The organism is Kribbella sp. NPDC020701 (assembly GCF_055562215.1).
The window spans coordinates 166,491-180,381 of record NZ_JBVHFT010000003.1; the positions used below are offsets into that span (position 1 = coordinate 166,491).

Annotated in this window: 16 protein-coding genes; 11 read left to right on the plus strand and 5 right to left on the minus strand. The window is 69.1% G+C overall.

The genetic code is table 11. The features are described from left to right. The first annotated feature begins 28 nt into the window (after positions 1-28). The gene (locus ACZ3HV_RS07850; protein ID WP_465682806.1) at positions 29-805 is read left to right on the plus strand and encodes an isocitrate lyase/PEP mutase family protein; all 777 of its coding nucleotides are present in this window, start codon (positions 29-31) and stop codon (positions 803-805) included. Here the strand turns inward: ACZ3HV_RS07850 and ACZ3HV_RS07855 are convergent. After that, a complete protein-coding gene (locus tag ACZ3HV_RS07855; RefSeq protein ID WP_465681987.1) occupies positions 784-2,049 on the minus strand; it encodes a bifunctional transcriptional activator/DNA repair enzyme AdaA in 1,266 nt (421 codons plus the stop codon). The genes ACZ3HV_RS07850 and ACZ3HV_RS07855 overlap by 22 nt on opposite strands. A 136-nt stretch (positions 2,050-2,185) precedes the next feature. On the opposite strand from ACZ3HV_RS07855, the gene ACZ3HV_RS07860 reads away from it, so the two are divergent. The 3 genes from ACZ3HV_RS07860 to ACZ3HV_RS07870 are packed head-to-tail and all read left to right on the plus strand — an operon-like array spanning position 2,186 to position 4,310. Beyond that, positions 2,186-2,719, plus strand: coding sequence for a P-loop nucleotide/nucleoside kinase family protein (locus ACZ3HV_RS07860; protein ID WP_465681989.1), 534 nt, complete (start codon positions 2,186-2,188; stop codon positions 2,717-2,719). 32 nt (positions 2,720-2,751) lie between these two features. Next, entirely contained in the window at positions 2,752-3,429 is a 678-nt protein-coding gene (locus ACZ3HV_RS07865; protein ID WP_465681991.1) for an RraA family protein, read from the plus strand. Further along, complete coding sequence (locus tag ACZ3HV_RS07870) at positions 3,426-4,310, plus strand: aldo/keto reductase (protein ID WP_465681993.1); 885 nt, start codon at positions 3,426-3,428, stop codon at positions 4,308-4,310. The genes ACZ3HV_RS07865 and ACZ3HV_RS07870 overlap by 4 nt, the downstream gene beginning before the upstream one ends. Here the strand turns inward: ACZ3HV_RS07870 and ACZ3HV_RS07875 are convergent. Beyond that, entirely contained in the window at positions 4,282-5,187 is a 906-nt protein-coding gene (locus ACZ3HV_RS07875) for an LLM class flavin-dependent oxidoreductase (RefSeq protein WP_465681995.1), read from the minus strand. The genes ACZ3HV_RS07870 and ACZ3HV_RS07875 overlap by 29 nt on opposite strands. A 93-nt stretch (positions 5,188-5,280) precedes the next feature. On the opposite strand from ACZ3HV_RS07875, the gene ACZ3HV_RS07880 reads away from it, so the two are divergent. Further along, positions 5,281-5,724 (plus strand): MarR family winged helix-turn-helix transcriptional regulator, encoded by a 444-nt coding sequence (locus tag ACZ3HV_RS07880; RefSeq protein WP_465681997.1) that lies wholly within the window; start codon positions 5,281-5,283, stop codon positions 5,722-5,724. Positions 5,725-5,913: 189 nt separating this feature from the next. Here the strand turns inward: ACZ3HV_RS07880 and ACZ3HV_RS07885 are convergent, their stop codons facing one another. The 3 genes from ACZ3HV_RS07885 to ACZ3HV_RS07895 are packed head-to-tail and all read right to left on the minus strand — an operon-like array spanning position 5,914 to position 7,984. Next, complete coding sequence (locus tag ACZ3HV_RS07885) at positions 5,914-6,309, minus strand: fibronectin type III domain-containing protein (RefSeq protein ID WP_465681999.1); 396 nt, start codon at positions 6,307-6,309, stop codon at positions 5,914-5,916. A gap of 50 nt (positions 6,310-6,359) precedes the next feature. Then, positions 6,360-6,884, minus strand: a complete 525-nt coding sequence (locus ACZ3HV_RS07890) for a YciI family protein (RefSeq protein WP_465682001.1) — start codon at positions 6,882-6,884, stop codon at positions 6,360-6,362. Next, positions 6,884-7,984 carry a hypothetical protein gene (locus tag ACZ3HV_RS07895; protein WP_465682003.1) on the minus strand — a complete coding sequence of 367 codons (1,101 nt, stop codon included), beginning with the start codon at positions 7,982-7,984 and terminating at the stop codon, positions 6,884-6,886. Before ACZ3HV_RS07895 ends, ACZ3HV_RS07890 begins: the two co-directional genes overlap by 1 nt. A 97-nt stretch (positions 7,985-8,081) precedes the next feature. Between ACZ3HV_RS07895 and ACZ3HV_RS07900 the strand changes: the two genes are divergently transcribed. The 6 genes from ACZ3HV_RS07900 (at position 8,082) to ACZ3HV_RS07925 (ending at position 13,879) form a co-directional block, all read left to right on the plus strand. Further along, positions 8,082-8,825 (plus strand): class I SAM-dependent methyltransferase, encoded by a 744-nt coding sequence (locus ACZ3HV_RS07900; protein ID WP_465682005.1) that lies wholly within the window; start codon positions 8,082-8,084, stop codon positions 8,823-8,825. A 126-nt stretch (positions 8,826-8,951) separates the two neighbouring features. Next, positions 8,952-9,347 (plus strand): SHOCT domain-containing protein, encoded by a 396-nt coding sequence (locus ACZ3HV_RS07905; RefSeq protein WP_465682007.1) that lies wholly within the window; start codon positions 8,952-8,954, stop codon positions 9,345-9,347. Between the two features lie 344 nt (positions 9,348-9,691). After that, positions 9,692-12,517: an AAA family ATPase gene (locus tag ACZ3HV_RS07910; protein WP_465682009.1), complete on the plus strand. Its 2,826-nt coding sequence runs from the start codon at positions 9,692-9,694 to the stop codon at positions 12,515-12,517. 79 nt (positions 12,518-12,596) lie between these two features. Then, complete coding sequence (locus tag ACZ3HV_RS07915) at positions 12,597-13,022, plus strand: ester cyclase (protein ID WP_465682011.1); 426 nt, start codon at positions 12,597-12,599, stop codon at positions 13,020-13,022. A 48-nt stretch (positions 13,023-13,070) separates the two neighbouring features. Then, a complete protein-coding gene (locus ACZ3HV_RS07920) occupies positions 13,071-13,424 on the plus strand; it encodes a hypothetical protein (protein ID WP_465682013.1) in 354 nt (117 codons plus the stop codon). 182 nt (positions 13,425-13,606) lie between these two features. Continuing rightward, the gene (locus ACZ3HV_RS07925) at positions 13,607-13,879 is read left to right on the plus strand and encodes a hypothetical protein (protein WP_465682015.1); all 273 of its coding nucleotides are present in this window, start codon (positions 13,607-13,609) and stop codon (positions 13,877-13,879) included. Positions 13,880-13,891: the final 12 nt, after the last annotated feature.

A 13,891-nucleotide genomic window follows, 5' to 3' on the forward strand; every position in this document is an offset into this window, starting at 1 on the left:
AAACCACACCTCCACCCCGCCTGGGCGGGTGGGGGCGGGGTTTCGTCCTTCTCCCCCCCTCCCCCCCCCCCCCTCCCCCCGCCCCCCCCCCCCCCCCCCCCCCCCCCCGCCGCTGGTCCTGCCGAACGCCTGGGACGCCGGCTCCGCTCGCGCGATCGAGGCGGCGGGTGCTGTCGCGATCGCGACGACGAGCGCGGGCATCGCCTGGGCCGCCGGGGTGGACGACGCAGGCGGACTCACCCGGACGACGGCGATCGCGGCACTCCGCGCGATCTGCGCGGCGGTGTCGATCCCGGTCACCGCCGACCTCGAGGCCGGCTACGGGGAGGTCGAGGCAACCGTCGCCGACGCCCTCGAAGCCGGTGCCGTCGGCATCAACCTCGAAGACAGCACCGGCCGGGTGCTCGACGAACCTCGGGTGCACGCCGCCCGGATCGCGGCGGCTCGCACCGTTGCCGTGTCCGCCGGCATCGATCTCGTCATCAACGCCCGCACCGACACGTACCTGTTCGGCGACGGCTCCGGCACGATCGAACGCGCCAAGCGGTACGCCGAGGCCGGCGCGGACGTCCTGTTCGTCCCGGGAGTCGTGGATGCCGCCACCATTCGCGAGCTGGTTGCCGCCGCACCGCTACCGCTGAACGTGATGGTCGGCCCAGGAGCTCCTTCGGTCGCCGAACTGACAGCGCTCGGGGTGACCCGGATCAGCGTCGGACCCGCGATCGCGTCGGCTGCTTATGAGCTGGCAACAGCCGCCGCGAAGGAACTGCTGTCGAGGGGCACCTACGAATCTCTGAGCAGATGAACGGCGGCGAGTGAGCGCCACGGTCGTAGATGCTCCGACTCACCGTCCAGCGGCCAGGCGTCACGGGCACCAAGCCGCATCGCCACCCGATGTGCGGCTTTGGTGCTGACGCCGGCCACCTCGGCCAGCTTCTGGGCATCCACACCGCTGTCGAGCACTATGTTGCCTGCCGCAACTTCTTGGGCAAGGGGGCCGATCAGCTCGGCGCCGGTCAGAGCCTGTGGACCCGGGAACGCGTGCGTCAGACCGTGATCCAGACCGGGGACCGGCAGCCCGTGGACCTCGACGAGTTTGCGCAGAGCGTCGTACGCCTCGTTGCCGTCCAGGTGGTCACGGACGACAGCCTGGACGGCGACCTCGAACGGACCCCAGGCGCCGGGCACTCGGACGCCGGGGCGGGACGCGATCAGCGGGCCGATCACCGGGTCCTCGGACAGCAGGGCTCGCGCGAGGACGGGCTCGGTTTCCAGCCCGACCAAGCGAGCGGCGCGGTCGACGATGTGGATGACGCCTTCCCAGTACGGCAGGTGGGCGCGCAGCAGCAGGTAGTCGTCGCCGCCCGGGCCGATCTCGAGCAGTCCCGGGTAGCCGTCGAGGGAGATCGTCCGCCGGTAGACACCATCCTCCACCGACTCCACGCCGGGGATCGCGCGCTCGGCGAGAAAAGCGCACATCGCGTCCCAGTCGTACGGCGGTGTGTACGGCAGGCGCAGTACGAGACCTCCATCGGCGACCAGGCGATCACTGCGGCGACGGCGATCCCTGAGCTCGCGGGGGGAGGCGCGGAAGATCTCGCGCATCGCGCGGTTGAACTGCCGGAGGCTGCCGAAGCCGGCCGCGAACGCGACGTCCGCGATCCCGAGCTCGGAGTCGTCGAGCAGCCGCCGCGCGAAATGCGCCCGCCGGGAGCGCGCGAACTGATCGGGCGTGACCCCCAGATGCTCGTGGAACATCCGGCGCAGATGCCGCGCCGACACCCCCAGCCGCGCGCCGAGCGCCGCCTCACCCGACTCGTCCAGCACGCCGGCGATGATCAGCTGGACCGCCCGGCAGACCAGCTCGGGCGCCTCGTCCGCGACCGTCCCGGCCACCCGGTACGGCCGGCAGCGCAGGCACGCGCGATACCCGACCGCCTCCGCCGCGGCCGGCAGCTCGAACGTCCGCACGTTCTCCGCGAGCGGTTTCGCCCCACACCCCGGACGGCAGTAGATCCCCGTCGTCCGCACCGCCGAATACGTCGTCATCGCTCCACTGTCACCCCCGCCGCGCGCGGACTCCGGCCGCATCCGGACATCACGCTAACCAGCCGCACCGACAATTTCTGACCCGGCTTCGACGTTCAGTGGAGATCACCGGCCCGGTCTCGCTAAGGTGCCGCGCGTGCAGTCCAAACCGATGTTGATCGTGGTGAGCGGCCCGCCGGGGACCGGGAAGACGACGCTGGCGCACCGGGTGGCGGAGGCGATCGGCTGCCCGGCGATCTGCCGGGACGAGATCAAGGAGGGGATGGCGCACGCGACCCCCGGGTTCGTGCCCGGGCCGGGCGATCCGCTGACGATGCGGACGCTGTCGACGTTCTTCGATGTGATCGGCCTGCTGATCGGCCGCGGTACGACGGTCGTCGCCGAGGCGGCGTTCCAGGACCGCCTGTGGAGCCCGGGCCTGGCCCCCCTGCTCGGTCGGGCCGACGTCCGCGTCCTGCACTGCACGGTCCCGGCCGAGGTGGCGCTGGCGCGGATCAACGCCCGTACGGCGAACTCCAACCGGACCGCCCACGAGGACGCCCAGATCAGCGCCGAGGCCCGGATGCGCACCCACAACGCCTTCCAGCCGGTCGACCTCCCGGTCCCGGCCCTGACCGTGGACACCACTACGCCCCCCTCCCTCGACGCGATCATCCGGTTCTTGACCTAAGGTCGGCTGGGAGTCGAGCGAGAGGGGCTGGGATGCTGTTCGCGGGATTGACCACGGCGCACGTGGCGGACGCCTGTGTTCGGGCGGGAGTGCCGGTACGCACGGTGTCGCTGACGGCTGTGGTCGGCGGCCGGGTCGCCGGGCGGGTGCTGCCGGCGCAGCACGTGGGCAGTGTGGACGTGTTCCTCGAGGCCTTCGAGTCCGCTGAGCAGGGCGATGTACTGGTGGTGGACAACGACGGCCGGCGGGACGAGGCGTGCGTCGGTGACCTGGTCTCACTCGAGGCGAAGGCGGCCGGCCTGGCGGGCATCGTGATCTGGGGCCTGCACCGTGACACCGTCGACATCACCGCGATCGGGCTGCCCGTCTTCAGTCTCGGCGCCCTGCCGACCGGACCACTCCGGCTCGATCCGCAACCGGCCGATGCGTTGTCCACGGCAACGATCGGCGAGTGGACGGTGACCGCCGCGGACGTCGTGCTCGCAGACGAGGACGGTGCGATCTTCGTCCCGGGCGACCGGGTCGAGGAGCTGACAGCGCTGGCCGAGTCCATCCGCGACATCGAGCACCGGCAGGCCGGGGAGATCCGGGCCGGCCGCTCGTTGCGGGAGCAGGTTCGGTTCGCGGAGTTTCTGACCGCGCGGGCGGCGGATCCGTCGTTGACCTTCCGCCAGCACCTGCGCCGAGTCCGAGGAGCGATCGAAGAATGAGCAGTGCGGCTGCAGCCGGGACGTGGAAGCTGGGCGACGTCACCGTCAACCGGATGGGCTTCGGCTCGATGCGGATCACTGCGAACCCGGATCGCTCCCTGGCGATCCAGGTTCTGCGGCGCGCCGTGGAACTCGGCGTGAACCACCTCGACACGGCGGCGTTCTACGCGTCACCGGGCGGGACGCTGGGGGTCGGTGACGGGCCGAAGCGATACGCCAGCGAGCTGATCCGCGAGGCACTGGCGCCGTACCCGGAAGGTCTGGTCATCACCACGAAGGTCGGGCCGGGCGAGGATCCCGAGCGCGGGTTCTACCAGGCGACGACCGCCGCCGAGCTGCGGACGCAGGTGGAGACGAACCTGCGGCAGCTCGGCGTCGACTGTCTCGACGTGGTCAACCTGCGGATCATCAAGAAGCCGGGCGCCGACTCGATCGCCGACCGGTTCGGCGCGCTCGCCGACCTGCGCGACGCCGGGCTGATCCGTCAGCTCGGGGTGTCGAACGTCCGGGCCGATCATGTCGACGAGGCGCTCGCGATCGCGCCGGTCGTGTGCGTGCAGAACAGCTATGCGGTCGATCTGCGCCGCGACGAGGACCCGCTGATCCGGCTGTGCGCGGACCGCGGGATCGCGTACGTACCGTTCTTCGCAATCGCCGGTGAGTCCCGCGAAGGCGGCGCGGCCGCCGACCACTCCGACGCCGTGCAGGAGATCGCGACGACTCACGGCGTGACGCCGGCTCAGGTCCGCCTGGCCTGGACCCTGCACCAAAGCCCCAACGTCCTCGCGATCCCGGGCACCGGCAACCCGGCCCACCTGGAAGAGAACATCGCCGCGGGTGCTCTCCGGCTGACTAAAGAAGAGCTGGCGACTCTCGATTGATCCCGGCGCGGATCGCCGGGACGATTTCTTGCGACCAGCGGGCGACCTGGACGTCGTACGGGTCCGAGCCGCGCGGGAACAGCGTGAAGCCGGCGGCGCCGTGGTTGAGGACGGCGTCGGTGAGTTCCTCGATCCATTGGGCCGGGGAGCCGCCGATCCAGCGACCGTCGTCGTCGCGAGTACGGCGTACGGGCGTTGCGGTGATCGCGCCGGGGAAGTTGTAGATGGTGGCGACATGGGAGGGTTTGCGGCCGACCGCGAGGGCGGCCTCGTCGATGATCGGGCGCGACCAGCGGTAGCGGTCGCTCAGCCAGTCGGCGGCGCGACCGGGGATCCAGCCGTCGGCCTGACGACCGGTGGCGGCGAGCGACTTCGGGCCGTTCGAGCCGGTCCAGATCAGCGGCGCGGGTACGGCGGCGGCCTTCAGCGCTCCGATCGGGTAGTGCTTCGTGGGAGCTGGATCGCCGCCGGCGGACAACGCGCGGACCAACTGCATCGCTTCCTCGAAGGCCTCGACCTGTTCGGCCGGGCGCTGCGCCGGGACGCCCATCGTGGTGATCCGGTCCATCGCTCCCCCGGCGCCGATCCCGAGGATGAACCGCCCACCGGACAACGCCGACAGCGCGGACGCCGTACGCGCGAGCATCGGGGCCGGGCGCAACGGCAGGTTGGTCACGTTGACGAACGCGGACAGTCGCTCGGTCCGGCCGAGGAGGAAGCCGACTGCGGCGTACCCGTCCAGCAGGTCGGCGACGTACGGGTGGTCCGACAGGCTGACGTGATCGAGCCCGTCGCGCTCGGCCTGCTCGGCCAGTCGCAGGATGGCGTCCACGTCGCGGACATGATCCGGCGAGCCATATCCGAACTTCACGGTCATCGGAGTCTCCTCAGATAGTTCGTAGACCGAAATAGTAGCACTCCGAACTATTCGATCTGCAAACTATTCGTGGACCGGACTATCATGGGGGACATGGCGACGACGACGGCGCGGGATCAGGAACTGGCCAGCGCCCTGGTCCAGACGATGCACCTCCTGCAGGACCTGCACGCCGAGACCAGCCGGCCGCTCGGCCTGACCCCGCAACAGGCCCACCTGCTCTGCGTCCTGCTCGGCGGACCGCTCGGGATGACCGAGCTCAGCCGGATCCTGAGCATCGAACGCTCGAGCCTGACCAGCATGGTCGACCGCCTGGAACGCCGCGACCTGGTCAGTCGCATCGCCAACCCCACCGACCGCCGGGCCTGCCAGATCGAGCTCACCCCCGCCGGCAAAGCGCTGGCCCACGAGGCCCACAACGCCGTCGTCAACCGCATCGAGGCGCTCACGGGCGACCTCCCGGCGGCCGACCGACGTACGCTCGTCAGCACCCTGCAGACGGTCCTCAGCCGTCGCGGCGGGGGCGGTGGAGGGTGAAGGTTTCGAAGGGGGAGAGGTCTCCGTTGGGGCCAAGGACGTCGTAGTAGGTGACCTGCATGGTGGTGTGGCCGCCGGGGTGACCGGGGTCGACGGTGAAGGCCGCGAAGCCGTAGGGGTGGGCGGCGTGCCCTTCGGCGCTGTGTGGAACGTCCCGAACTCGGCCTCGGCCCCGTCGTGTACGGCGGCCTACACGTACTCGGTGTTGGCGCGGAGCCGACCGGCTCGGGCGTGGTGGACGTAGACGATGTGCCCGGACTTCGCGTCCGTGTAGTTGCTCGTGGCAGCGGTCACCGTCCGCTCGAAGTTCCCGTCCGGACCACCGAGCAGTACGCGCGGCCGTCGTACCGGCTGGCGGCTGTGCCAGGAGACGGTCACCTCCGTGGACGCGTCCGCTCCGAACTGCAGATGCAGCCCGCCGACCCGCGGTGTGGTGATCGGATCGGCGGCCGTGGCCGACTGCCGTACGGGAGCGGCCTGGGCGGGCACGGCGGTCGTGAGGAGGGCGCCACCGGCGACGGCGGCAGACGCGAGAAACCCGCGTCGTGAGAAGTGCGACTCGAACAGCTCTTCGTCGTCAATCACACGACCACGCTGGCGGCCGGAGGTGAATCCCGGCCGTCAGCTGAGCCAACTCAGTCCCGCCGTCCCCCGAACTCCCACGGGTGGACGTCGGCTGGATCCGCATCCGCCAGTACGGCGGCGCCCTGGGCGTCACGGGCTTCGACGAGGGCCGCGCGGCCGAGGTGTGTGTCGTCGTCCAGGCCGAGGAGGTCGCCGTACATGATCAGGTGCTTCGAGCTGATCGGTCGCGGCCCGTCCTCGGTGAGGACGAGGTAGCGGCCGTAGCCCTCGACGGCGTTGGCGAAGTCCCACATCGTGCTGCCGACGTGCTTGCGGAAGCGGCAGAGCAGTACTGAGCCGAAGACGCCGGCGCGGTAGTACGTCTCGTCGTACGCGAACGCGCGGGCGGCCTCGACATCCGGCAGGTCGACGATGTGCAGGCTGCCGGTCGACGCCTCACGGTCCTCGGTCAGGGTCGGACCGCGGGCGATCAGGGCGCCGACGTACCCGTCCATGAAGGCCCAGTGCTCCTCGGTCAGCTTCGCCTTGAGCTCGCCACTGCCGGGGCGGTCCCGGCCGTAGACGAAGTACTCCATCAGGACTTGGCGGCGAGGTGGAGGCGCAGGATCGTGTCGTAGTCGACGATCTCCACGCCGGCCTGTGCGAACTCGGCCGCGCCGACGGGCTCCTGGGTCGGGATGATCAGCAGCTTGCGCGGGTCGCTGACGTCGACGCCGTACTTGGTCTGGGCAAAGGCACGGTTCTCGGTGGACTTGAAGTAGTCGGCGTACTGAGTGAGCTGCGCGGCGCCCTCGCTGACCGGGTTGCGGAACGCGCGCCGACGCTTCTTGCCGTTGGTGGAGTCGAGGACCGGGAGCTTCAGGTCGCCGATCAGGTGGCTGCCGTCCGCGCGCTCGAGGATGAAGTCGGGCCGCAGGTCGTCCAGGAAGGGCTGCCGGATCAGCCGGGTCGCGTCGAACGCCGACAGCAGGATCTCCTCGTTCGCGTCCAGGAACTGGTCGACGGTCCCGTCCTGCAGACCGTGCGCCAGGTAGGTGCTGGCGAATGCGTCGCCGTTGAGGTCCGCGGCCTCCACCGGCACGCTCAGAGTGCCGATCGGATCCAGGTGCGGCCGGGCGTTGGAGTAGTTCCGGAGGAAGTCCAGGTACTTCTCGGCGGGCTCGGACCGGTGGATCGCGATCGCGAACAAGGTCCAGTGCAGCCGGATCGAGTCGTTCGCCGTGTGCACGAGCAGCGTCCGGTCGAAGGTCGAATAGTTCCCCGGGGCGAACTGCAGCAACTGGTCGCCCGGCCCGGTGAACTCGTCCCCGAGCATCTTCGCCGTGGCCGGGAAGTAGCCGTCCAGCTCCTGCCGCCCCGCCTCGGTCGCGATGGTCGCGTCCTTGAACAGGTTCTCCCCCGGCAGCGTGACCACGGCCGAGCCGTCGCCGACGCCGAAGTACTCCTCGACGCTCGCCGCCTTCTGCCGCCGCACCTCGGGCGAGCGGTACTCGCGGCTCACACCGGCGAGCTCGAGGATGTTCCAGTCCGGGGTCTCGGTCAGCAGCATCAGCCGTGGGAAGAGCAACGGGCCCGGCAGCTCCCGCCGGTGACTCCCGAGCAGATGCTCGCCGGAACTCCGCAGGTGCTCCCCCCAGAACTGCCCGTTCACCTTCACGAACTCAGTCGGCTTCATCGCTCTCCTCGGTCCCGAACCTGGTCTGACCCAATACCAAACTCCCCGCCATCCCAACGCTATTCCCCCACCCGGCCGCTCCATCACACTGGGCGGTGTGCGCTACTACCAAGCAGAGCATGAGTCCGCGTACCGGAAGATCGAAGAGCTCGGGTACACCCAGTGGAACGACCTGTTCGACCAGGCGTGGACCTACGACGACTTCCAGAACCGTGAGTTCCTCGAGCGGATCCTGCCGACACTCGATTTACCAGCTGCCGCTCAAGTGCTGGAGTACGGCTGTGGCACCGGCCCCGCGGCCTGCTTCCTCGCCGCTCGCGGCTTCCACGTGGACGCGATCGACCTCATCCCCGAGGCAATCACCCTCGCGCGACGGATGGCGTCAGAGCGGAACGTACGCGTCGCCTTCGACGTGGCAGACATCTGCACCCTGGCATCCGAGCCGGCAGCCCGCCGCTACGACCTCGTCCTCGACAGCTACTGCCTACAGTCCATCGTCACCGACCAAGACCGCACCGCCGTCTTCGCAGCCGTCCGCGCCCGCCTGAACCCAACCGGCTACTACGTGATCTCAACCGCCCTGCACGTCCCAGAACGCAACCCCGAGCCTGGCCACCACTACGACCCCTCCACCGGCATCCTCTACCGCGAGGCCGCACCCAACTCCCCCGGTGACCAAACCACCGACATCAACAGCCGCCCCCACCTCCCCCACCGAAGACACCTCACCCCAAACGCCCTCCACGCCGAACTAACCGCAGCCGGATTCCAAGTCCTCTCCCTGGAAACCCTGGACGCAGCCAACGTCACCTGCCGCCTCACCCCGACCGAAGCCCGTTGACAGCGACTACGCGGGGCCAGGATCTGGCGTTTTCCCCGCGTCGTTGCCATGGTGACTTCACGAACTGTTGGGGGAACGTGACGCTCACCGGGCGTTGCGTGCGCTCATTTCTGGGAGGGACTGGCTATGGACGCAATGACGAACGACTTCGGGGAAGTTCTCCTCTGGAGCTTCTGGTTCTTCATCTGGATCGCCGCACTGATGGTCTGGTTCCGTTGTCTGTGGGACCTGTTCAGCGACCACTCGCTCAGTGGTTGGGCCAAGGCGCTGTGGGCGATCCTGCTCATCTTCGTGCCGTGGCTGGGGGCACTGATCTACCTGATTGTCCGGGGCCGGAGCATGTCCGAGCGGCAGCGGACGGCCGTAGCGCAACAGCAGGCCCAGCAGGAGAAGTACATCAAGGACGTGGCCAGCACGTCCAAGAGCCCGACCGACGAGATCGCCAGCGCCAAAGAGTTGCTCGATTCCGGAACGATCACCCAGGAGGAGTACGAATCCATCAAGGCCAAGGCCCTAGCCTGACCCCACCGACCCGCCGCAGACCCTCAGCGAGCGCATCGGGCATGCATTAGGCGCTGAGCACGAGGCCGGAGGCAGCGAGCCACCTTCGACATGCACTTGACACGGATGCCCAGTAGCTCGCCGGAGGCAGCCGACCCAACGAGACAGCCCCTGACCTGCGTTTCCGCAGGTCAGGGGCTGGTTTCGTGCTGGTGGCGGGTGCAGGGCCCCGAACCTGCGTCGGCATCCGCCGACAGACTTACAGCCCAGACGGCAGCGTGCCTCACCAGGGCAAACGTAGTCGTCAGACACCCCAGGACCATCGGAGGCTGGACGCAGGGTTTGGCCGGAGGGAGCCTTTGAGGGTGTCTTCGGTCGAGGGACTCGTTGGGAGGGAGGCCGAGCTGGCCGTGGCTGCAGCTGCGGTCCGCCGGCTCAACGCGGGCCGGGGGTCGGTAATGGTGGTCGCGGGGGAAGCCGGCATCGGCAAGACGCGCTTGGTGCGGAGCATCGTCGATGATGCGCGCTCGGGTGACGTGGCTGTCTTCTACGGTCAGGCTCATCCCTTCGAGCGCACCCGTCCGTTTGGTGCGGTCGCTTCGGCGCTGGGGCTGAGCCGACGGTCACGGGACCCGCGCAGGGCTGCAATCGGCGCGCTCCTGGGTGGCGAGAGCGATGGAGCACCGGCCTCGGCCGCCGACATCCAGTACCAAGTCGTCGAGGAGATCGTGGACCTGGTGGACTCATTGTGTGCCGAACGCCCGATGTTGCTGGTGGTCGAAGACGTCCACTGGGCAGACAGCGCGAGCCTGTTGACGATCTTGTCGGTGGCACGACAGCTACCGCTTGCGGCGTTGCTTGTCGTGCTCACAGCCCGGCCGTCGCCCCTGTCACCCGAGGTGGTCCGTCTGCTCGATGATCTGGCGGCTGTCGGCGCACTCACCGTGCAACTCCACGCGCTGAAGGCCGAGGACGTGGCCGTGCTTGCCTGTCACGTGGTCGGTGCACCTCCTGGACCGGCCCTGACTGCCATGCTGGCCAAGACCGGCGGAAACCCGTTGTGGGCCGTAGCCATGTTGCGCTCGCTCAGCGATCAAGGATTGCTGCGCCGCGCCGAGGGCAACGTCGAGGTGACGACGTCGGAGCTGCCGGTGCCGCTGAGTGACCTGGTGGTTCGCCGCCTGCGAGAGCTGCCGACGGCGACGCTCGAGCTGCTGGAAGTTACGGCGGTACTCGGCGATACCGTGTCTCTTCGCGATGTGGTGGCTGTCGCCCACCGGCCGCCGGCCGACGTGGTCGGGCAGCTGCGCCACGCATTCGACGCTCAGCTCCTGGACGAGGCCGGAGGACGGGTGGTGTTCCGGCACCAACTCGTGCATGACGCGATCTATCAGCACATTCCGCAGTCGGCCCGGCGCCTGCTGCACCGTGAGGCCGCGGTCGCCCTGATGGCCGCGGGAGCGGAGCCACTCGACGTGGCGCATCATCTGATGCTCGGGGCGGAGCGGGGTGACGAGCAGGCGGTCGCCTGGCTTCGGGACGCCGCCCGTGACGCCTCGACACAGGCGCCCCTGGTCGCCGTCGAGCTCCTGCGCCGGGCCGAGGCACTGCTGCCCGGTGGTCATCGCGACGCGGATCTGGTGTCGTCGGAGGTTGTCCAAGCGCTGCTGCGCGCCGGGAGGGTGGCAGAGGCGTCGGCGCGTGCGGAAGCGGTGCTCGCCCGGCAGCACGTTGCCGAGGTGGACACCCCGTTGCACCTTGCGCTTCTAGGCGCGCTCGCTCTGCAGAACCGTGCGGCCGAGCTCATCGCTGTGGCGCAGGCCGGCCTCGCCGGCCCGGAGCGGCTTCGGCCTTCCGAACAGGTGCCGATGCTGGCGCAGCAGAGCTGGGCGTTGACGTACACGGGCGACCCCCGAGCGGGTGAGTCGGCCGCCGGCCGGGCATTGGTCATCTCCGAGCAGGCCGGCGATGCCGCGATGACGGTCTGGGCGCTGACGGCGTTGTTGGTGGCGGTGGGGCGGCAAGGCCGCTACGGCGAGGCGCTCACCCACGCCCGGCGGGCGGCGGCCCTGGCCGCGGGCTGGCACGACACAAGAGCGATGCCGCTGCAGCCGAAGTTCTTCCTGGGCCTCGCCTTGTTCGACTGCGACCTCATCGACGAGGCGCGAGTCGCGTACCGACAGGCTCTCGATGACGAGTTCGGCGCTGGATGGTGGCTGTCCGACACCTTGATGGCGGACGCCGAGGTGTCCTTCGTCCTCGGGGAATGGGAGGACGCGGTTCCAGGCCTGGTTGCCGGCGGCCAGGCCGCGCAGGAGAAGAACAACCAGCTTCTGGTGTCTCAATCCCTCGCCTACCAGGCGATCATCGCGACGGCCACCGGTGACTACCGGGCGGCAAGCGAGCTGACCGCCGGGATTGCCGCGTCGCTGGAGGGCGACCAACTGAGCTACAACGCGGGAGTCCTGGCTTCCGCGGTGGCGGGACTGAAACGGGCTCAAGGCGACTGGCAGGGCGCCTATGACGTGTTGCTGCGGTGCTGGCGCTTCGACGCCGCACGGGAGTGCCGCTTCTACTACCGCTGTCTCGCCCCCGGTCTCGTCCACTCGGCCCTGGCACTGGGGCACCGTGAAGTGGCTGCCGAAGTGTCCAGCGCCGTCGCGGCAGCAGCGGCGCTGGCACCGGAGGTCCCGACCGTGCGTAGCCTGGCGCTGCGCTGCCAGGGACTGGTGGACGGCGAGATCGACTCGATGATCGAAGCGGTTGCGCTCGCCCGCCGTGCGCCGCTCCTGGTCGAGCACACCGGCGCGTGCGAGGACGCAGCGAGCCTGCTGGCCCAGGGCGGGCGGCGGCAAGAAGCCGCGGCACTGCTCGCCGAGGCGCTGGAACGCTACGAGCAAGCGGGAGCCGACGCGTGGGCGAGCAGAGTCCGAGCGCAACTGCGGTCCCTCGGCGTCCATCCCGGCTCGCGCGGGTCAAGACACCGGCCGACGGAAGGCTGGGAGAGCCTCACCGCGACCGAGCGGAAGGTGTCGCTGCTGGTGGCCGAGGGACTCACGAACGGAGCCGTCGCGAGGCGCCTGTACCTGTCGCCGCACACCGTGAACACCCACCTCCGGCACGTGTTCGCCAAGCTCGGCGTTCCGAACCGTGTCGCGCTCGCCGCCGTGGTCCATCACTCGATCGAGTGATGTCTCCGCCCGTGGCCGGCAGCAGATTCGATCGCAGGCAGCAACCCGTGCTGCAACCTCGCTGAAAGGGAGGGCGATCGTGGACAACGCTGCGACGATGCGGGAGATCTATGAGCGCATCAACGCCGGAAACCTCGCCGGCTTCGGCGACCTGCTGGCCGACGACTTCGTCGAGTACGAACGAATCTCGGATCTCCCCGCGACGAAGGAGGGGACACTGGAGTTCTTCCGAAGTCTGGTGTCCGCGTTCCCGGACTGGCGAATGACGGTCGAGGACGTGATCGCGAGCGAGGACAAAGCCGTGGCACGGGTGACCGTCACGGGCACGCAGAAGGGCGAGTTCATGGGCGCGCCGCCGAGCGGCGCCCGGGTATCCGTGCCACTCATCGACATCATGAGGTTCAACGATGCCGGTCTCGTCTGTGAGCACTGGGGCGTGGCGGACATGCTGTCGCTCACGCAGCAGCTCGGAGCCGTGCCGGTCGGTCCTGCGGCCGATGCCTGACTCGATTGAGTGATGTCTCTGCCGCCTGCCCGCAGCACGATCGATCGCATGCAGTCAGTCGCGTACGCCGCTCCCCTGCTGCCCGGCCAGGCCGAAGCAAGCCGGGCCGCACTCGCCTCGTGTCAGCTCGGTGCCCATAAGGAGGGGTACCAGGACTCCCGGCGCCGGGCGGGCATCATCCGGGAAGCGGTCTGGCTGCAGGCCGCACCAGGTGGTGGGGCTCTGGCCGTGGTCTATCTGGAGGCCGACGATCTCGGCATCGCGTTCAGGATGCTGGAGACCTCTCCGGAGCCGTTCGATCGCTGGTTCCGCGACCACCTCCGCCAGGTCCACGGCATCCCTCTGGACAAGGAATTCGCCGCCCCGGAGCTGGTGCTCGACTTCGACACCAACAGATTCTGACCTGGCGTGCGATGTGCGCGTCGAGGCCCGCCGTCGAAAGAGACAGGAGCAAGAAGCGATGACAGTAATCATGACCGCGCAAGTAGCGGGAGCCACTCGGGCGTGGCAACAGCACCGGCCGACGCACCAAGGATTGACCGCGCCGAAGACCAGGAACAACCACCACTGCTAGGAGTAGAGAGATGTCAAGGATTCTCATCACGCACGACGTCAAGGACGTTGAGCGCTGGCTGCAGGGAAAGGCGGAGCGGGCCGCGGCCTTTCCGGGCGGCGGGAGCGTCACCGACCTGGTGGCCATGGATGGCAGCACTCGCACTGCCGTGCTCACCGAAGTCGACGACCTGGACGCTTTCAAGGCGTTCGTGGCCTCACCGCCTCCCGAAACCGCCGGTCTGGCCGAGTCGCATGGGGTAGTCATGGCATCCCTCACCGTCTACGTCGAGGACAAGGCATGACTGACCATCCCA